Below are 18,055 nucleotides of genomic sequence, written 5' to 3' on the forward strand. Positions count from 1 at the left end.
CCTCGGCTCCTGAAAGGGCGGTCCATGCACGCGCTTCTTGACGTATCGGGTCTGCGGAAGGTCTACGAGGGGTCCGGGCGGCGCGTCGAGGCGCTGCGGGACCTCACGTTCACCGTGGACGCCGGCGAACTCGTCTGCCTGGTCGGCCCGTCGGGCTGCGGCAAGACCACGCTGCTGAAGTGCGTGGGCGGGCTGCTCGCGCCGACGGGGGGTGAGGTGCGGCTCGACGGGCGGCGGGTCGACGGGCCGCCGCCGGGGATGGCTTTTGTCTTCCAGGAGTACGGGCGCAGTCTCTTTCCCTGGATGCGGGTGGGCGAGAACGTCGAACTGCCTTTGAAACAGAAGGCGTTGGGGAAGGCGCGGCGGCGCGAGCTCGTCGCGGACGCGCTGGAGTCGGTGGGGCTGAGCGATGCCTCGGGGGCCTATCCGTGGCAGCTGTCCGGCGGGATGCAGCAGCGCGTCGCCATCGCGCGGGCGCTCGCGTACGAACCGGAGGTGCTGCTGATGGACGAGCCGTTCGCGGCGGTCGACGCCCAGACGCGTGCCGATCTGGAGGACCTGGTGCGGCGGCTGTGGCGGGAGCGCGGGATGACGATTCTGTTCGTCACCCATGACATCGACGAGGCCGTGTATCTCGGCGAGCGGGTGCTGGTGCTGTCCGCGTCGCCGACCGTCGTACAGGAGCAGCTGAAGATCGATCTGCCGGAGGAGCGGGACCAGCTGCACACGCGGGTCGCGCCGCGCTTCGCGGAGCTGCGGACCCATGTGTACGAGCAGATACAGGCGGCCAAGCGGGCGCAGTCTTAGCGGCTAGGAGATCGCGGGGACCCCGTGCGCGGCGCTCCGCGGGGGGACCACGCCGCCGCCTCCGCCGAAGACGAACTCGCGCAGCTTGCGCCAGACGCCGTCCGCGCCCTGTTCGTACAGGGCGAAGGAACCGCAGGTCCAGGCCGCCTCGAAGTCGGCGAGGGCCGCGTACGCCCGGTCCATCGCCTCCTCCGCGATGCCGTGCGCGACCGTCACATGCGGGTGGTACGGGAAGTGGAGCTCGCGGGTCAGCGGGCCCGAGACGTCCCTGACCTGCTGCTGGAGCCAGGAACAGGCCGAGCCGCCCTCGACGACCTGGACGAAGACGACCGGGGACAGGGGGCGGAAGGTCCCGGTCCCGTACAGCCGCATCGGGAAGGAGCGGCCCGCCGCCGCGACCCCCGCGAGGTGCAGTTCGATCGCGGGGAGTGCGGCGGCGTCCACCTCGGTGGGCGGGAGGAGCGTGACGTGCGTGGGGATGCCGTGCGCGGCAGGGTCGCCGAAGCCGGCGCGGCGCTCCTGGAGCAGGCTGCCGTACGGCTCCGGGACCGCGATCGAAACGCCGAGCGTTACGGTCCCCACGTCGTTCTCCTCCGCTGTCGATGGACGGGCTCTGGTGCTGTCGGGTGCATGCCCTCTGGGTGCAGTGTGGCGCGCAGGCGGGCCCTGTGGCCAGAGTCCTTGGTCAGGGCATTGGTCCTGTTGGTTCGGTCAGTGCTTGGCGGGCAGGAAACCCACTCGCTCGTACGCCTGCGCGAGGGTCTCCGCGGCCACCGCACGGGCCTTCTCGGCACCCTTCGCCAGGATTGAGTCCAGCGTCTCGGGGTCGTCCAGATATTCCTGGGTGCGGGTGCGGAAGGGGGTGGCGAAGTCGGTCACGGCCTCGGCCACGTCGCCCTTCAATGCACCGTACATCTTCCCCTCGTATCCGGTCACGAGATCCTCGACGGAGGTGTCCGTGAGGGTGGAGAGGATGGTGAGGAGGTTGGAGACGCCGGGCTTGTTCGCCTGGTCGAAGGCGATCACGGTGTCGGTGTCGGTGACCGCGCTCTTGACCTTCTTCGCGGAGACCTTCGGCTCGTCGAGGAGGTTGATCAGGCCCTTGGGGTTGGCCGTCGACTTGCTCATCTTGGCCGTCGGGTCCTGCAGGTCGTAGATCTTCGCCGTCTCCTTGAGGATGTACGGCGCCGGGAGCCTGAAGGTCTCGCCGAACCGGCTGTTGAAGCGCGTCCCGATGTCACGGGTCAGCTCGACGTGCTGGCGCTGGTCCTCGCCGACCGGGACCTGGTCGGCCTGGTAGAGGAGGATGTCGGCGACCTGGAGGATCGGGTACGTGAAGAGGCCCACGGAGGCGTTGCCCGCGCCCTGCTTGGCCGACTTGTCCTTGAACTGGGTCATGCGCGAGGCCTCGCCGAAGCCGGTGAGGCAGTTCATGACCCAGGCGAGCTGGGCGTGCTCGGGAACGTGGCTCTGGACGAAGAGCGTGCAGCGCTCGGGGTCGAGGCCGGCGGCCAGGAGCTGGGCGGCGGCGAGGCGCGTATTGGCGCGCAGCTCGGCCGGGTCCTGCGGAACGGTGATCGCATGCAGGTCGACGACCATGTAGAAGGCGTCGTGCGAGTCCTGCAGGGCCACCCACTGGCGCACGGCGCCGAGGTAGTTGCCGAGGTGGAACGAGCCTGCGGTGGGCTGGATTCCGGAGAGCACGCGGGGACGATCAGAGGCCATGCACATCATTCTCTCAGGTGTGGAACCGATCCCCGTCGGCCGGTGTATGAAAGGTGTGAGGACGCGGGAGGGGACCCGGGAGGGGGGCCTGATCGGCGCTGTCGACGAGGCCGCAGTGATCGCACGCGTACGGGCCGGGGAGGCTGAGGCGTACGCGGAGCTGGTGCGCGCCCATACGGGGATGGCGATACGGGCGGCGGTGGCCTTCGGGGCGGGGTCGGACGCCGAGGACGTGGTGCAGTCGGCCTTCTTCAAGGCGTACCAGTCGCTGGGGAGCTTCCGGGAGGGGGCGGCCTTCCGGCCGTGGCTGCTGCGGATCGTGGTGAATGAGACGAGGAACACAGTGCGCTCGGCGGTCCGGCTGCGGTCGGCGACGGGGCGCGAGGCGGCGCTGCTGGAGGCGGAGCCGCTGATACCGGACGCGGCGGACCCGGCGGTGGCGGCGCTGGATGCGGAGCGCAGGGTGCTGCTGCGGGCCGCGCTGGGGCAGCTGAGCGAGGAGCAGCGGCTGGTCGTCACGTACCGCTATCTGCTGGACATGGACGAGGCGGAGACGGCCGAGGCGCTGGGCTGGCCTCGGGGGACGGTGAAATCGCGGCTGAACCGGGGGCTGAAGAAGCTGGGGCGGCTGATGCCGTCCCCGGACGCGAGGGAAGGGGGTGAGGAGCATGAGTGAGAAAGAGATGCGGGAAGGGCTCGGGGAGGAGCTGCGGGCGCTGGGGCGGGGGCTGCCCGTGCCGGACGTGGACGGGGATTCGGTGGCCGAGCGGGTGCTGGCGCGGATCATCGCGGAGGCGGTGCCTGTGCCGGTCCTGGAGGCGGAGCCGGAGCCCGAGGCGCTGGGCCGGGCCGCGCGGGTGCGGAGGTGGGCGCGGCGGCGGTGGAGGGTGCTGGCCGCGGCGCTCTCCGGACTGCTGGTGGTGCTGGTGCTCACGCCCCCGGTGCGGGCCGCGGTGGTCGACTGGTTCGACTTCGACTTCGGCGGGGTCGAGGTGCGGTACTCCCCCGCGCCGACGCACACCGCGTCCCCTGCTCCGGTCCCCGGTCCCGCTGCCGTGCCGCCGTGGTGCGGGTCCGCGGTGAGTGCGGCCGAGGCGGCGCGGCGGGCCGGGTTCCGGCCGCTGATACCGGCGGAGCTGGGCGCTCCGGACGTGCTGTCGGTGGCGTCGGCCCCGGCGGGACGGTCCGTGATCAGCCTCTGCTGGCGCGGGGCGGACGGGCGGACGGTGCGGCTGGACGAGTTCCCGTCGCAACTGGACATGGGGTTCGTCAAGGAGGTCCAGCAGATGCCCGAGTGGCCGCTGCTGGCGGACGGCTCCACCGGGCTGTGGTTCGCCAAGACGCATGTCCTGCGGCTGCGACTGACCGACGCACAGGGGAACTGGCTCCCGGCCGCCCGCCTCGCGGGTCCGACGCTGCTGTGGACGCGGGGCAGTTCGATGACGCTGCGCCTGGAGGGGTCCGGCTCCTCGTCGCGCGCCGTGGACATCGCCAACTCGGTGCGCTGAAAGGGGAACCTGCGGGGTTCGAGCGGTGTACCAGAAGTGACGCGGTACGGACGGGCCGTACCGGAGTCGGCTGGGGGACGCATGCGACTGCTACGACGACTTGCCGCACTGTCAACGGTGTTGGCACTGAGCTGGGCCTTTGCGCCGGCCGCGACGGCCGGTGGACCGACGAGCGTGCTGCTCGTCGCGCCGTCGAGCGCGATGACGGCTTCCCTGTACTACTCGGACGAGGAGTACGGGACGCTGACGGATCTGCTCAATGCACCGGACCCCGGCGGGGCGACGGAGCCGAAGGAGCCGAATCTGGACGCGACGATGGAGGCACGCCAGATCAATGTGACGTGGATGGTCCACGATGTGACCCCCTGGCGGCTGGACCGGGTGTACGCCCCGGTGGAGAGCAAGACCGTCTGGATCCACACCTCGGAGAGCGCGCCGGGGTTCACGACCGGCGCCTGGCACAGGGCGGACCAACCGGCCCGGCTGAAGGCGCTGTTGAAGAAACTGGGGATGATGGGCCCGGTCTCCGACAAGGGATCAGGACCGGTGCCTCCGGCCGACGATCCGACGTCACCCACTACAAGGACCGCCACCGTGTCCGTCTCCACTCCCGACAAGGGCTCCGGGGACACCACGGACTGGTGGTGGGCGATACCGGGCCTGGCGGTCGGGGCGGGGCTGGCGCTGGGGCTGCGCCCCTTCGTCGTACGGCTGCTGGCGCGGCCTCGGGGCGGGACCCGGCAGGAGCTGAGGGACGTATGAGGGCGGCGACGCTGACCGCCTTGGTGTGTGCGGCAGTTGTGGTGTTCGCGCCGGGGGCGGCGACGGCGGCCCAGCGAGCGCCGGATCTGGCCCTGGTCGTCCCCGAGGGCGGCGGCCGGCCGCTGACGCTGACGACCAGGGACCCCGATTTCGCCGCACTGTCGAGGATGATGCAGCCGCGGTACGCCCGTACGGAGCGCCTTCCGGAGGGCTTCTCGCCCACGGTGCGGGCGACCGTGGTGTGGGGTCTGTCCGGGGTCGGCGGCTGGCCGCAGACCGAGCGGCCGCCGGGCGGGGACGCCGCGTTCGAGGGACAGGACCAGGTGATGGCGGCCGACGACCCCGCGGACACGACGGTCTGGGTGCGCTCGGACCTCTCGGTGGACGTCGACGACGACGACATCCGCTGGCACCAGGTCCCGGCCGGGGTGCTCGACCTGCTGGCCAAGCACCATCTGCTGGGCCCGGACCGGCCGCCCGCCCACCCTGACCGGGGCGGGACGGACGGCTGGTGGTGGCTGATACCCGGGCTCGCTGCCGGATACGGCGCGTCCGTGCTCGTACGACGGCAGCTGGCTCAACCGGAGGAACCGCAGCACCAGTTGATCGACCTGGATGCCTAGCTGCCGGGCGCTCAGTCGATCGGCAGGCCCGGGGCCGGGAAGGCGGCCATCAGGTCCGCCACCTCCGCACGGATCTTGGCCAGCTGGTCCTCGTCACCGGTGCGGGCGGCGGTGACACCGCGGTCGATCCAGTCGGCGACGGCGGCCATGTGCGCGGTGGTGAGACCGCGGGAGGTGAGGGAGGGGGTGCCGATGCGGATGCCGGAGGGGTCGAAGGGCTTCCGCTGGTCGTAGGGGACGGTGTTGTAGTTGACGACGATCCCGGCCCGGTCGAGGGCCTTCGCCGCCACCTTGCCGGGGACGTCCTTGGGGGTGAGGTCGATCAGGACCAGGTGGTTGTCGGTGCCGCCGGAGACCAGGTCGAAGCCGCGTACGAGCAACTCGTCGGCCAGGGCGCGGGCGTTGGCGACCACGGCGTGGGAGTAGTCGCGGAAGGAGGGCTGGGACGCCTCGTGCAGGGCGACGGCGATGGCGGCGGTGGTCTGGTTGTGCGGGCCGCCCTGGAGGCCGGGGAAGACCGCCTTGTCGATGGCCTTGGCGTGTTCCTCGCGGGAGAAGAGCATCGCGCCGCGCGGGCCGCGCAGGGTCTTGTGGGTGGTCGTGGAGATCACGTCCGCGTGCGGGACGGGAGAGGGGTGGGCGCCGCCTGCGATCAGGCCGGCGATATGGGCGACGTCCGCGGCCAGCACGGCGCCGGACTCGCGGGCGATCTCCGCGAACGCGGCGAAGTCGATGGTGCGAGGGAGGGCGGTGCCGCCGCAGAAGATGACCTTGGGGCGTTCCTTGAGGGCGAGTTCGCGTACCTCGTCGAAGTCGATGAGGCCCGTGTCGGCGCGGACGCCGTACTGGACACCGCGGAACCACTTGCCGGTGGCGGAGACGCCCCAGCCGTGGGTGAGGTGGCCGCCCATCGGGAGGGCCATGCCCATCACGGTGTCGCCGGGCTCGGCGAAGGCGAGGTAGACGGCGAGGTTGGCCGGGGAGCCCGAGTAGGGCTGGACGTTGGCGTGCTCGACGCCGAACAGGGCCTTGGCGCGGGCGACGGCCAGAGTCTCGACCTGGTCGATGACCTGCTGGCCCTCGTAGTAGCGGCGGCCGGGGTAGCCCTCGCTGTACTTGTTCTGCAGGACCGTGCCGGAGGCCTCCAGGACGGCCTGCGAGACGTAGTTCTCGCTGGGGATCAGGCGCAGCGTCTCGGACTGGAGCTGTTCCTCGGCGCCGACGAGGGCGGCCAGTTCGGGGTCCGTGGCGGAGAGAGAGGGGTGCGAAAGGGGAAGGCTCATGGCGTCCTCCGGGTCGGTGTCAGGATCACGTTCCCGGGGTGCCCAGGCGGGCGGCACCTCGTGCGTCGGGCCGCGTGCGGCTCCCTCGGGGTCGATTCCCCGCTCGCCAGTCGCCGCACGTGCCGTACAGACTAGCGGGCGCGTCGGACGGGCGGGTTCACTCGTGCGGCATGCGAGCGACGATAGACAGGGGGCGCCATCCCTGCCCGCAGGCCGTTTGAAGCCGTACGAAACGGAGACCCCGTGTCGAACACCGCAGCCGCCATCGCCACCGCGGAAACCCACAGTGCGCACAACTACCATCCGCTGCCCGTCGTCGTCGCCTCGGCGGACGGCGCCTGGATGACCGACGTCGAGGGGCGTCGCTACCTCGACATGCTCGCCGGATACTCGGCGCTCAACTTCGGCCACGGCAACCGCCGTCTGATCGACGCCGCCAAGGCGCAGCTGGAGAGAGTGACGCTGACCTCCCGGGCGTTCCACCACGACCGGTTCGCCGACTTCTGTACGCAGCTCGCCGAGCTCTGCGGGATGGAGATGGTGCTGCCGATGAACACCGGGGCGGAGGCGGTCGAGACGGCCGTGAAGACCGCCCGGAAGTGGGGGTACAAGATCAAGGGCGTGCCGGACGGACAGGCGAAGATCGTGGTCGCCGCCGACAACTTCCACGGCCGTACGACCACGATCGTCAGCTTCTCGACGGACCCGGAGGCGCGGGCGGACTTCGGTCCGTACACCCCGGGCTTCCAGGTCGTCCCGTACGGGGACGTCGACGCACTGGACGCGGCCGTCGACGAGAACACCGTCGCCGTGCTGCTGGAGCCGATCCAGGGCGAGGCGGGGGTGCTGGTGCCGCCGCCCGGCTATCTGTCGTTCGTCCGGGAACTGACGCGGGTGCGGAATGTGCTGTTCATCGCCGACGAGATCCAGTCGGGGCTCGGCCGGACCGGGAAGACCTTCGCCTGCGAGCACGAGGACGTCGTGCCCGACATGTACGTCCTGGGGAAGGCCCTGGGCGGCGGCGTCGTCCCGGTGTCGGCCGTCGTCTCCTCGGCCGAGGTCCTCGGCGTCTTCCGGCCCGGCGAACACGGCTCCACCTTCGGCGGAAACCCGCTCGCCTGCGCGGTGGCGCTGGAGGTCATCGCAATGCTCCGCTCCGGTGAATACCAGCAGCGCGCAACGGAGTTGGGCGACCACCTCCACCACGAACTGGGCCTGCTGGTCGGCGGCGGAGCGGTCGAGGCGGTCCGCGGGCGCGGCCTGTGGGCCGGGATCGACATCACGCCGAGCCGGGGCACCGGACGGCAGATCTCCGAGCGGCTGATGGACCGCGGGGTCCTGGTGAAGGACACCCACGGCTCGACCATCCGCATCGCACCCCCGCTGGTCATCAGCAAGGAGGACCTGGACTGGGGTCTCGACCAGCTGCGCGACGTGCTCGCCGACTGAGACGCCCGAGACCTAGAGGATCACGTGGGGCAGGAAGCGGGCGTACTCGTCCGTGACCGGCCCCGCCGATTCGCGGATGCCGAGCCCCGCCGCCTCGTCCTCGACGACCCAGGCACCCAGCACCGTACGGTTGCCGTCGAAGTCCGGCAGCGGGGCCAGCTCCTGGTAGCAGCACGGTTCGTCGGTGCGCAGGACGGGCGCGGCGCCGCCCGGCTCGTGGAGGGTCACGCCGGCGCCCTCGCGGCCGAGCAGCGGTTTCGCCACGTACCCCTGGGTGGTGGCGAGTTCGCGCGGGCCGTCCAGGTAGGCGGCGAGGAGGTTCGGGTGGCCCGGGTAGAGCTCCCAGAGGATCGCGAGCAGCGCCTTGTTGGAGAGGAGCATCTTCCAGATCGGTTCGATCCAGCAGGTGGAGCCGGTGGAGCCGCCGTTATCGAGGGTCGCGAGCACGTGCGGGCCGAAGGCGTCGGTGGCCAGCCACTCCCACGGGTAGAGCTTGAAACAGCTGCGGATGAAGCGGAGCTTCTCGTCGACGAAGCGGCCCGTCAGACCGTCCCAGCCGATGCGCTCCACGGACAGCATCTCGGTGTCCAGACCGGCCTGTTCGGCGGTTTCGCGGAGGTACGCGACGGTCATCAGGTCCTCGCCGAGCTCGTCGGCGTCCGAGTGCGCGAAGTGCAGCGGGCCCGGCGGCAGCAGGTGCGCCTGCTTCTTCCAGGCGGCGATCAGCCGCTCGTGGAGGGAGTTCCACTGGTCGGCGCCGGGGAAGCGCTCCTCCATCCAGAACCACTGCGGGCTCGCCGCCTCCACCAGTGAGGTCGGGGTGTCTGCGTTGTACTCCAGCATCTTGGCCGGGCCCGTGCCGTCGTAGCGCAGGTCGAACCGGCCGTAGAGGGAGGGCTGTTCGGCCCTGCGGCGCCAGGACTCGGCAATGAGGTGCACCAGATGCGGGTCGGTGATCCCCAGGTCGGCGAACCGGTTCTGCTCGACGATGTGCGCGGCCGCGGCCAGGCACATGGCGTGCAGTTCCTCCACGACGTCCTCGAGCGCCTCGACCTCGGGCAGCGAGAACTCGTAGTACGCGCTCTCGTCCCAGTACGGGCGCAGCGAATCGTCCGGGTAGCGGGTGAGTGGGTAGATGAGGCCCTGCTCCTCGACGGTCTGCTGCCAGCCGGGGCGCGGGTCGATGGTGTGGCGCTGCACCGTCAGCCGCCGCTGGAGCCGTGGCCGCCGCCGAAGCCGCCGCGGGAGACCGACGCCTTGTCGTAGCTGCCGCCGGAGACCTTGCCGTTCTTGACGCTGCCGCCGTAGTAGTAGTGGCCGTGACCGGTGCTGTCCTTGCACTCGTAGTCCGGCAGCTTCTCCTGCGTCACCTTGTCCACGCAGCGCCGGTCCGGCTCGTCCGACCCACAGGCGGTGAGCGTCGCCGCGAGTATCCCGACCCCACCGAGCACCACGGCACCCGACCTCATCCTGCGCATGCGCTGCTTCCCCCGTCTGTCCGTACGGAACCTGATTGCGGCCCCCAGCGTAGGCCCCGTCCCGCGGCCGATTCCGTCGGCCCAACTAGAGTCCCGTTCTGTGCTCCTTGGGATGATCTGTGCTCTCGCCTCATCGGTCTGCTTCGGTACGGCCTCCGTGTTCCAGGCCGCCGCCGCGCGGGCGGCCGAGCCCGGCACCGGCTCGGGAGTGGACGCGGCGCTGCTGCTGCGGGCGCTGCGCCAGTGGCGCTACATCCTCGGACTCGGGCTCGACGCGGTCGGTTTCGTCCTGCAGATCGTGGCCCTGCGCTCGCTGCCCATCTACGCGGTCGGCGCCGCCCTGGCCGCCAGCCTGGCGGTGACGGCGGTGGTCGCGGCCCGCGTGCTCGACGTCCGCCTCGACCGCACCGAGTGGGCCGCGGTGGGTGTGGTCGTATCGGGTCTGGCCATGCTCGGACTTTCGTCGGGCGAGGAGGGGCACACGGCGGGCTCGACGGCCCTGCGCTGGTCGATGTTGGGCGTCGCGGTCGCGATCCTTCTCCTGGGCACGGTCGCGGGGCGTCTGCCGGGGCGATCGCGTGCGCTGGTGCTCGGGCTCGGCGCGGGTGTGGGGTTCGGCGTGGTCGAGGTCGCCGTACGGCTCATCGACTCGGTCACCGACTTCACGAACCCGGCGCTCTACGCCCTGCTCATCGGCGGCGGTTCGGCCTTCCTGCTGCTGACGTCGGCGCTGCAGCGGGGCTCCGTGACGACGGCCACGGCGGGCATGGTCATCGGCGAGACGATCGGCCCGGCGCTGGTGGGGGTCGTCTGGCTGGGCGACCGTACGAGGGAGGGCCTGGGCTGGCTGGCGGTGCTGGGCTTCGCGGTGGCGGTGGCAGGGGCGCTTGCGCTGGCGCGGTTCGGGGAGGCGCCGGAATCAACTCCGTAGTTCCGGACGGGCTTCGTCGTTACGGCAACACCCGACACAACGCCTCCAGCGCCCCCGCCCACGCACTGTCCGACGGCGTCCCGTACCCCACGACCAGCGCATCACGCCCCGCCCCCACCTCCGCGTGCCGGAAACGCGAGAGGCCCTGCAGGGCGAGGCCCTGCCAGGCCGCCGCTTGCACCACAGAACGCTCCGTCCCCTCCGGAAGTTCCAGCACCGCGTGCAGCCCCGCCGCGATCCCGGTGACCCGTACCGAGGGCGCCCGCTCGGCCAGCGCCGCCACCAGCTCGTCCCGCCGCCTGCGGTAGCTCGCCCGCATCCCGCGCACATGCCGGTCGTACGCACCCGACGAGATGAACTCCGCCAGCGTCAGCTGGTCCAGCGCGCTCGTCGACCACTCCGAGTAGCCCTTCGCCGCCGTGACCTCCCCCACCAGCGCCTCGGGCAGCACCATCCACCCCAACCGCAGCGCCGGAGCAAGGGACTTGCTCGTCGTGCCGAAGTACACGACATGCTCCGGGTCGAGCCCCTGGAGCGCCCCGACCGGCTGCCGGTCGTAGCGGAACTCCCCGTCGTAGTCGTCCTCCAGGATCACGCCGCCCGTGGAGCGCGCCCAGTCGACGGCCGCCGCGCGCCGGGCCGGATGGAGCGGGGTCCCCATCGGGAACTGGTGCGCGGGCGTCATCAGCACCGCGCCCTCCCGCCCCAGCGCCCGGGTGTCCGTACCGAGCCGGCGGTCGAAGGGCAGCGCGGGCAGCCTCAGCCCGGCGTCGGACAACAGGTCCCAGTGCAGATCGAGCCCGTACGACTCGACCGCCACCTCCCGCACCCGCCTCTTCCGCAACACCGTCCCCATCAGCCTCAGCCCGTGCACGAAGCCCGCGCAGATGACGATCCGGGACGGGTCGGCGTGCACCCCGCGCGCCCTCGCCAGATAGTCGGCGAGCACGGTCCGCAGTTCGATGCGGCCGCGCGGGTCGCCGTACCCGAAGGCGTCGTTCGGTGCGTCCGCCAGCGCGCGCCGCGCCGCCTTGAGCCACTGGGCGCGCGGGAAGGAGCCCACGTCCGGGCTGCCGGGCTTGAGGCTGTGCACGGAGGTCCGCCGGGCCTGCGGCTGCGTCGCGGCCCGCTTTGTGGCCCGCGCCGATGACCTCTGGGCGACCCGCGTCCCCGACCCTTGCCGCGCGGTGAGCCACCCTTCGGCGACCAGCTCGGCGTACGCGTCGGCGACCGTATTACGGGCGATCCCCAGGTCGGCGGCGAGCGAGCGCGACGACGGCAGCCGCACCCCGGGCGCGAGCCGCCCGCCGCGCACCGCCTCGCGCAGCGCCTCGGTCAGCCCGGCCCGCAGCCCGGACCCCCGTAGCTCCAGATGGAGGTCGGCACCGAAAGTGGCCCAGGAATCTGTCACAGAAATGGACCATACTCCTGCGCCACTCCCCCCGTAATGTCGTCCTCATGACCACGAACGAGCAGCACACGCACTACGTCCCCGAGCACACCCCCCGCCTCCAGTGGGCCGAGCACGCCCCCGAGGTCTACAAGGCGATGTTCAAGCTGGAGGTGGCGGCCAGGAAGGGCGTCGACCCCGTCGTCTTCGAGCTCGTGAAGATCCGCGCCTCGCAGATCAACCACTGCGCCTTCTGCCTCGACATGCACACCAAGGACGCGCTCGCCGCGGGCGAGAGCGTCGAGCGGATCATCCAGCTCAGCGCCTGGGAGGAGTCGCAGCACTTCTACACGGAGAAGGAGCTGGCGGCGATCGAGCTGACCGAGGCGATCACCGTACTGACCGAAGGCTTCGTCCCCGACGAGGTCTACGCCAAGGCCGCCAAGCAGTTCGACGAGACCGAGCTGGCCCACCTGATCGCCGCGATCGTCGCGATCAACGCCTGGAACCGCTTCGGCGTCTCCACCCGCATGGTCCCGGGCCACTACACCCCGGGCCAGTTCAAGTGACCGGACCCCGCAACTGGCTGATCCCGGCCGAGTTCGCGAAGGCGCTGTCCGGGCTGAGCGCGGCGGCCAAACGAAACCTCGATCCGCTCCTCGCGGAGCTGGTCATGATCCGTGCGTCGCAGCTCAACCACTGCGCGTTCTGCCTGGACATGCACCTCGAACTGGCCCTGAAGAAGGGCGAGTCGCAGGCCCGCCTCGACCTGCTCGCGGCCTGGGAGGAGGCGGGCGACCGCTTCTCCGCCAAGGAGCGCGCGGCCCTGGCGCTGACCGAGGCGATCACCGTACTGACCGACGGCTTCGTCCCGGACACGGTGTACGCGGAGGCCGCCGAGGAGTTCACTGAGACCGAACTGGCCCATCTCGTCGCCGCCATCACGACGATCAACAGCTGGAACCGGCTGATGGTCGCCCGCCGCACCACCCCGGGAGAGACCGCATGGCACAGCTGACCGCCACCTTCCGCGCGCTGCACCACGACCGCGCGCCCGGCGACGCCCTCGTCATCCCCGGCCCCTGGGACGCCGCGGCCGCCCGCGTCTTCGCGGACGCCGGGTTCCCCGCGCTCGCCACGCCGAGTGCGGGGGTCGCCGCTTCGCTCGGTTACGAGGACGGGTCGACGCCCGCCGCCGAGATGTTCGCCGCCGTCGCCCGTATCGTCCGCTCGGTCGACATCCCCGTCTCCGCGGACATCGAGGGCGGGTACGGACTGCCGCCCAAGGAGCTCGTCGCCCGCCTCCTGGAGACCGGGGCCGTCGGCTGCAACCTGGAGGACTCGGCCCACGACGGCACCCTCAAGGACCCGGCGCAGCACGCGGACTGGCTCGCGGAGGTCATCGCCGAGGCGGGCGACGCCCTCTTCGTCAACGCCCGCGTGGACACGTACATCCGTGGCGTCAAGGACACCGCCGAGGCCGTGGCCCGCGCCCACCGCTATCTCGCGGCCGGCGCGGACTGCGTCTACCCGATCGGCGCCCCGCCGGACCAACTCCCGCGCCTGGCAGCCGAGATCGACGCCCCGATCAACGTCGGCGCCCCTCCCGGCGGCCCCTCGCTCGCCGAGCTCGGCCGGCTCGGCGCCACGCGCATCACCTTCGGCCCGGGCCTGCAGCGCAAGGCGTCGGCCAAGGTGCGGGAGATCGCCGACGCGCTGGCGCTCGGGACGTACTGAGGGACCTCACCGACCTGCCACGAAGGAGTCCAGCGCGACCTTGAGGTGCTCTTCCTGTTGGGGCCAGTCCGTGGCGGGACCGGCGACGAGAACCGCGTACTGGCGGCCGTCCGTCCCCGTGAAGGCGCGGTCGGCGACCTGGCGGCGTTCGCCGGTGCCGTCCTTGTCGTACGCGTAGACCAGCTGGGCGGCATCCTCGCCGGGGACGTCCTCCAGGCTGATCTCCTGGTAGTTGGTCTTCTCCTTGGCGAGGCCTGCCGAGGTCGCTTCCATGGACTGGCGCGGCGTCGTGTCGGGCTCGGTGATGCTGTAGATCTGCATCAGGCTGCCGTCGCCGGAGGTCGCGTAGAAGACGCCGTTCGTACGTTCCGAACGCGTCCAGCCCGTCGGTACGGCGATCGTGAAGCCCTTGGTGTCGTGCTGCAGCGTGTAGCCCACGGGGAGTTCGCCGGACGCGGTGGGCGACGGGGAGTCCGTCGCGGTCTCCGTCGACGAGGGTGTCGGGCTCTCGGACACGGAGTCGACTGCCTGCGACTCCGTACTGGACGCCGAAGCGCTCACGCTCGCCCCGGACTTCGCGTCCGGCTTGCCGCCGCCGTCACCTCCCCAGGTGACCCAGGCGGCCGCGGCCCCGCCGCCGACGAGGGCGGCCGCCACGCACAGGGCGATCAGGCGGGTCCTGCGGATACCACGCGGGACGGGATCGGGGCCGGTGGGAACCGGGGCGGTCGGGTAACCGTTGGGTGGATAAGGGTCGTAGACCGGGGCCGACGGCGGGCCGACGGGCGGCGGCCCCTGGGGCGGCACGACCGGCGGTTGCATCACCGGCGGCGGTGCCACGGGCGGCTGTGTCACGGGCGGCTGCGGATACGCCCCCGCGCCCTGCCCTGCCCCGACCGTCTCCCAGCTCTGGGTCTCGTCGTTCCAGCGGACCCCGCCCCCGCTACCGCCCACGTCACCCTCCCAGCAGCGCGGCAACCGCCTGGGCGGTCGCCGCACCGGAAGCGAACATCGCCGTCAGCGAGCCCGCGTCCGTCAGCGCCTGCCGCAGCCGCCCGAGCCTGCCCGGACTCGCGGCGCCCTCGCCCTCGATCTCGTCCTGCGCACCGGCCAGTTCGGCATCGAGCGCAGCCGTCTGGTCGCTCGCGACGAGCCGTCCCAGGTCCGCGCGCAGCTCGCGCAGAGCCGCGAGCAGCTCCTCCTGGCCCGCGTCGCGGTCCCCGGCCCCTGCCTCGTAGTTGGTGACCGTGTTCTGGTCGCCGATCGCGAACGCGCCCTGCACGCTCCCGATGTGGATCCCCCGGTTCTGCCCGTCGTCAGGACTTGCCACGTTCTCCGCCCCCCGTCTGCGCCTTGTTGGTGATGGTGTTGTTGTTGCCGATGCCCACGGCGCCCTTGATCGAATCGATGAAGGTGCCGCCTTCGGCGACGTTCACGATCTTCTGCTCGAACTCGGTGGTCCGGTACCCCGCGTCCTTCAGCGCCGCCTGCACCCCGCTGGTCACCCGGTCCTGGATGGACTTCAGATAGCGGCTGAGGTCCATGTCCTGGAAGAGCGACGCCTCGTCGTCCGAGCCGAGTTCGCGCACGGAGAGCCCCGGGCCCTCGGCGAGCGCCTTGGCATTGCCGCTGGTGGCGGTACGCCAGACCGCGGCAGCCCCGCGTACGAGCGTGATCAGTGCGCTGCCCGCCGAGGAGGGGAAGCGGCCCAGCGCCCAGACCGCCTTGCCGAAGCGGTTGTTGTGGCGGTAGCGGTGGGCGATCCGGTCGGCGTACTGGAAGAGCGGGCGCACCGGCCGCAGCACGTGCGGGGCGACCTCCAGCATCAGCATCCCGCCCTGCGTGTGCACCCGTACGAACACGGTCGCCACGATCTCCTCGCCCCAGCCGCCGACCCGGATCCGCAGGAAGTGGCGGCGCGTCTCGCCGCCCTCCTCAACGGAGTTGGCCCGGTGCTGCTGGAACGCTTCGAGGGCGTACGGGGCGTGCGTGCGGTTGGGCAGCCCCTCCGCCGGGAGGAAGACGACCTCGTCGATCTCCAGCTCGCGCAGCCGGTCGCGGACCACGGTGTGCGGATCGCTGTGCGGGGAAGGGACGCGGAGCCCTTCGAGGAGGGGAACGATGCGGCGCAGGATCGCGCTGTTGTCGAGCGGCTGCATCTGGGCTCCCTTCTCCGACTCGCCGTCGCGCGGGACCAGTTCGAGGGAGAGCGACCAGGTGGCGTACGGGGCTCCGGCGCCGCAGAAGGGGTCCGCCGAGTGGTACATGATCAGCGGCGAGTGCTGCTCGATACGGATCCGCTGGCGCAGCCGCGTGAAACGGGCGCCCTCGGCCCCCTCGGCGGGGTCGTTCGCGGTGTCGGCGAACCGCTCCCGCGAGAGCTCACCGGTGAGCGCGCGGGCGAACTGTCCGCGCTGGGTGGCCACCGCCCAGGCGACGACCAGCGGAAGGGCGAGCGCGATCCAGACCTGGAACTTGTCGACGCCTGCGCCCTCGCGGCCGAGGATCCCGGCGATGCCGAAGATGTCCATGTAGCCGAGGGAGTCGCTGTCGTTGTACGCGTCCTCGTCGGCGAAGGCCATCGAGATCAGGGACACCAGGACGACGAGCATCAGCACGCGCCCGTACCAGCGCAGGATCCACCCGGCGATGATCCGGTAGGTGCCGAGCCACGAGGTGGTGGAGGCCCAGGTGGCGGTGCCGCGGACCCGGGGCGCGAGGGTGAGGAGCAGGACGGGCGCGACGTAGAGGACGACCAGCCAGCCGGTGAGCGGGGCGGCGACGATCCAGAGCAGCAGTATCCCGGCGGACCAGCCGAGTTCGATGCGCCGGGCGCGCAGGGCGTGGGCCAGGACGCGGCCCGCATCGAACCCGAGCGAGGGGGCGACGATGCGCTCCTCGTGGACGTAGAGCTCGTCGATCACCGCGTCGCGGTAGGAGTCGTCGAGATACGCACCGGCACAGAGCAGCCGCGTCGCCTCGCTGGTGGCGGGCACCGTGCGGGGCACGGGCGGCGGAGTCTGCGGGCCGGGCTGCTGAGGTGGCAGGAATGTCTGCGTCACGTTTCCCCCGAAACACGAACTGCCCATGTCATTGGGCTAGTTGGCTGCTACAGGGAGAGCAGCATAGAGGAGTGACGCACTCCACGGCACGTTCTGAACGCACGCAGGCCCCGCCGGTGAGGGCGGGGCCTGCGTCACGTACAGAGTCAGAGAACTCAGATCAGGCCGAGCTCGCGCACCGCGGCCGATCCTCAAGGCACGCAGGCCCCGCCGGGAAGGCGGGGCCTGCGTGACGTACAGAGTCAGAGAACTCAGATCAGGCCGAGCTCGCGCACCGCGTCGCGCTCCTCGACCAGCTCCTGCACCGACGCGTCGATCCGCGCGCGCGAGAAGTCGTTGATCTCCAGGCCCTGGACGATCTCGAACTTGCCGTCCTTCGTGGTGACCGGGAAGGAGGAGATGAGGCCCTCGGGGACGCCGTACGAACCGTCCGACACGATGCCCATCGACGTCCAGTCGCCGTCCGCGGTGCCGTTGACCCACGTGTGCACGTGGTCGATGGCGGCGTTGGCGGCCGAGGCCGCCGAGGACGCGCCGCGGGCCTCGATGATCGCCGCGCCGCGCTTGGCGACGGTCGGGATGAAGGTGTCGGCCAGCCACTGCTCGTCGTTGACGGTCTCGGCGGCGTTCTTGCCGGCGACCTCGGCGTGGAAGATGTCCGGGTACTGCGTCGCCGAGTGGTTGCCCCAGATGGTGAGGCGCTTGATCTCGGAGACCGGGACGCCGGTCTTCTGCGCGAGCTGCGAGATCGCGCGGTTGTGGTCGAGGCGCGTCATCGCGGTGAAGCGCTCCGCCGGTACGTCCGGGGCCGACGCCTGCGCGATGAGCGCGTTCGTGTTGGCCGGGTTGCCGACGACGAGGACCTTGATGTCGTCCGCGGCGTTGTCGTTGATGGCCTTGCCCTGCGGGCCGAAGATGCCACCGTTGGCGGCGAGCAGGTCGCCGCGCTCCATGCCCTTCGTACGCGGGCGGGCGCCGACCAGGAGGGCGACGTTCGCGCCGTCGAAGGCGACGTTCGGGTTGTCGGTGATCTCGATGCCCTGGAGCAGCGGGAAGGCGCAGTCGTCGAGCTCCATGGCGGTGCCCTCGGCGGCCTTGAGGCCCTGGGGGATCTCGAGGAGTCGCAGCTTGACCGGCACATCCGAGCCGAGCAGGTGACCGGAGGCGATGCGGAAGAGCAGCGCGTAGCCGATCTGGCCGGCCGCGCCGGTCACAGTGACGTTGACGGGAGTGCGGGTCATGGCGATCTCCGTAAGACAGCTGGCGGTGGGGGTCCCTGCCCCTCGTGCAGGAAGCCTGA

20 protein-coding genes and 1 riboswitch are annotated in these 18,055 nt (G+C 71.3%); of the genes, 10 read left to right on the forward strand and 10 right to left on the reverse strand.

Annotated elements, in window-relative coordinates; genetic code table 11:
* Positions 1-24: 24 nt before the first annotated feature.
* The gene (locus OG707_RS14930; protein ID WP_329118328.1) at positions 25-807 is read left to right on the forward strand and encodes an ABC transporter ATP-binding protein; all 783 of its coding nucleotides are present in this window, start codon (positions 25-27) and stop codon (positions 805-807) included.
* Positions 808-810: 3 nt separating this feature from the next.
* Here OG707_RS14930 and OG707_RS14935 read toward each other — a convergent pair whose 3' ends face one another.
* Positions 811-1,389 carry a 2'-5' RNA ligase family protein gene (locus OG707_RS14935; protein ID WP_329118330.1) on the reverse strand — a complete coding sequence of 193 codons (579 nt, stop codon included), beginning with the start codon at positions 1,387-1,389 and terminating at the stop codon, positions 811-813.
* Between the two features lie 129 nt (positions 1,390-1,518).
* Positions 1,519-2,532 carry a tryptophan--tRNA ligase gene (gene trpS / locus OG707_RS14940; RefSeq protein WP_329118332.1) on the reverse strand — a complete coding sequence of 338 codons (1,014 nt, stop codon included), beginning with the start codon at positions 2,530-2,532 and terminating at the stop codon, positions 1,519-1,521.
* Positions 2,533-2,578: 46 nt separating this feature from the next.
* Between trpS and OG707_RS14945 the strand changes: the two genes are divergently transcribed.
* The 4 genes from OG707_RS14945 (at position 2,579) to OG707_RS14960 (ending at position 5,425) form a co-directional block, all read left to right on the forward strand.
* Entirely contained in the window at positions 2,579-3,208 is a 630-nt protein-coding gene (locus OG707_RS14945; protein WP_329118334.1) for an RNA polymerase sigma factor, read from the forward strand.
* The gene (locus OG707_RS14950) at positions 3,201-4,040 is read left to right on the forward strand and encodes a hypothetical protein (protein ID WP_329118336.1); all 840 of its coding nucleotides are present in this window, start codon (positions 3,201-3,203) and stop codon (positions 4,038-4,040) included. Before OG707_RS14945 ends, OG707_RS14950 begins: the two co-directional genes overlap by 8 nt.
* A 117-nt stretch (positions 4,041-4,157) precedes the next feature.
* Positions 4,158-4,802 carry a hypothetical protein gene (locus tag OG707_RS14955; RefSeq protein WP_329118339.1) on the forward strand — a complete coding sequence of 215 codons (645 nt, stop codon included), beginning with the start codon at positions 4,158-4,160 and terminating at the stop codon, positions 4,800-4,802.
* On the forward strand, positions 4,799-5,425 hold the full coding sequence (locus OG707_RS14960; RefSeq protein WP_329118340.1) for a hypothetical protein: 627 nt from the start codon (positions 4,799-4,801) through the stop codon (positions 5,423-5,425). The genes OG707_RS14955 and OG707_RS14960 overlap by 4 nt, the downstream gene beginning before the upstream one ends.
* Before the next feature lie 11 nt (positions 5,426-5,436).
* Here OG707_RS14960 and glyA read toward each other — a convergent pair whose 3' ends face one another.
* Complete coding sequence (gene glyA / locus OG707_RS14965; RefSeq protein ID WP_329118342.1) at positions 5,437-6,708, reverse strand: serine hydroxymethyltransferase; 1,272 nt, start codon at positions 6,706-6,708, stop codon at positions 5,437-5,439.
* A 33-nt stretch (positions 6,709-6,741) separates the two neighbouring features.
* A riboswitch (ZMP/ZTP riboswitch) is annotated at positions 6,742-6,832 on the reverse strand.
* A gap of 119 nt (positions 6,833-6,951) precedes the next feature.
* On the opposite strand from glyA, the gene rocD reads away from it, so the two are divergent.
* Positions 6,952-8,157, forward strand: a complete 1,206-nt coding sequence (gene rocD, locus OG707_RS14970) for an ornithine--oxo-acid transaminase (RefSeq protein ID WP_329118344.1) — start codon at positions 6,952-6,954, stop codon at positions 8,155-8,157.
* Positions 8,158-8,169: 12 nt separating this feature from the next.
* Here rocD and OG707_RS14975 read toward each other — a convergent pair whose 3' ends face one another.
* Together OG707_RS14975 and OG707_RS14980 are read right to left on the reverse strand one after the other, a co-directional pair.
* On the reverse strand, positions 8,170-9,357 hold the full coding sequence (locus tag OG707_RS14975) for a glutathionylspermidine synthase family protein (RefSeq protein ID WP_329118346.1): 1,188 nt from the start codon (positions 9,355-9,357) through the stop codon (positions 8,170-8,172).
* 2 nt (positions 9,358-9,359) lie between these two features.
* Positions 9,360-9,635, reverse strand: a complete 276-nt coding sequence (locus OG707_RS14980; RefSeq protein ID WP_329118348.1) for a hypothetical protein — start codon at positions 9,633-9,635, stop codon at positions 9,360-9,362.
* A 112-nt stretch (positions 9,636-9,747) separates the two neighbouring features.
* Here OG707_RS14980 and OG707_RS14985 point away from each other — a divergent pair, with 112 nt between their 5' ends.
* Entirely contained in the window at positions 9,748-10,566 is an 819-nt protein-coding gene (locus OG707_RS14985) for a hypothetical protein (RefSeq protein ID WP_329118350.1), read from the forward strand.
* Between the two features lie 19 nt (positions 10,567-10,585).
* Here OG707_RS14985 and pdxR read toward each other — a convergent pair whose 3' ends face one another.
* Positions 10,586-11,977 (reverse strand): MocR-like pyridoxine biosynthesis transcription factor PdxR, encoded by a 1,392-nt coding sequence (gene pdxR / locus OG707_RS14990; RefSeq protein ID WP_329118352.1) that lies wholly within the window; start codon positions 11,975-11,977, stop codon positions 10,586-10,588.
* 47 nt (positions 11,978-12,024) lie between these two features.
* Here pdxR and OG707_RS14995 point away from each other — a divergent pair, with 47 nt between their 5' ends.
* From OG707_RS14995 to OG707_RS15005, 3 genes are read left to right on the forward strand one after another with little or no spacing between them, the layout of a single operon-like run.
* The gene (locus OG707_RS14995; RefSeq protein WP_329118354.1) at positions 12,025-12,525 is read left to right on the forward strand and encodes a carboxymuconolactone decarboxylase family protein; all 501 of its coding nucleotides are present in this window, start codon (positions 12,025-12,027) and stop codon (positions 12,523-12,525) included.
* Complete coding sequence (locus OG707_RS15000) at positions 12,522-12,974, forward strand: carboxymuconolactone decarboxylase family protein (protein ID WP_329118356.1); 453 nt, start codon at positions 12,522-12,524, stop codon at positions 12,972-12,974. The genes OG707_RS14995 and OG707_RS15000 overlap by 4 nt, the downstream gene beginning before the upstream one ends.
* The gene (locus tag OG707_RS15005) at positions 12,962-13,693 is read left to right on the forward strand and encodes an isocitrate lyase/PEP mutase family protein (RefSeq protein WP_329118359.1); all 732 of its coding nucleotides are present in this window, start codon (positions 12,962-12,964) and stop codon (positions 13,691-13,693) included. Before OG707_RS15000 ends, OG707_RS15005 begins: the two co-directional genes overlap by 13 nt.
* Before the next feature lie 6 nt (positions 13,694-13,699).
* Here OG707_RS15005 and OG707_RS15010 read toward each other — a convergent pair whose 3' ends face one another.
* The 4 genes from OG707_RS15010 to OG707_RS15025 all read right to left on the reverse strand — a co-directional run bounded on the left by OG707_RS15010 (position 13,700) and on the right by OG707_RS15025 (position 17,996).
* The gene (locus OG707_RS15010) at positions 13,700-14,647 is read right to left on the reverse strand and encodes a hypothetical protein (protein WP_329118363.1); all 948 of its coding nucleotides are present in this window, start codon (positions 14,645-14,647) and stop codon (positions 13,700-13,702) included.
* A 1-nt stretch (position 14,648) separates the two neighbouring features.
* The gene (locus OG707_RS15015; protein ID WP_329118365.1) at positions 14,649-15,023 is read right to left on the reverse strand and encodes a hypothetical protein; all 375 of its coding nucleotides are present in this window, start codon (positions 15,021-15,023) and stop codon (positions 14,649-14,651) included.
* The gene (locus OG707_RS15020) at positions 15,010-16,701 is read right to left on the reverse strand and encodes a hypothetical protein (RefSeq protein ID WP_329118367.1); all 1,692 of its coding nucleotides are present in this window, start codon (positions 16,699-16,701) and stop codon (positions 15,010-15,012) included. The genes OG707_RS15015 and OG707_RS15020 overlap by 14 nt, the downstream gene beginning before the upstream one ends.
* Before the next feature lie 305 nt (positions 16,702-17,006).
* Positions 17,007-17,996, reverse strand: coding sequence for a malate dehydrogenase (locus tag OG707_RS15025; protein ID WP_329118369.1), 990 nt, complete (start codon positions 17,994-17,996; stop codon positions 17,007-17,009).
* Between the last annotated feature and the right edge of the window lie 59 nt (positions 17,997-18,055).

This window comes from Streptomyces sp. NBC_01465, from assembly GCF_036227325.1.
GTDB lineage: Bacteria > Actinomycetota > Actinomycetes > Streptomycetales > Streptomycetaceae > Streptomyces.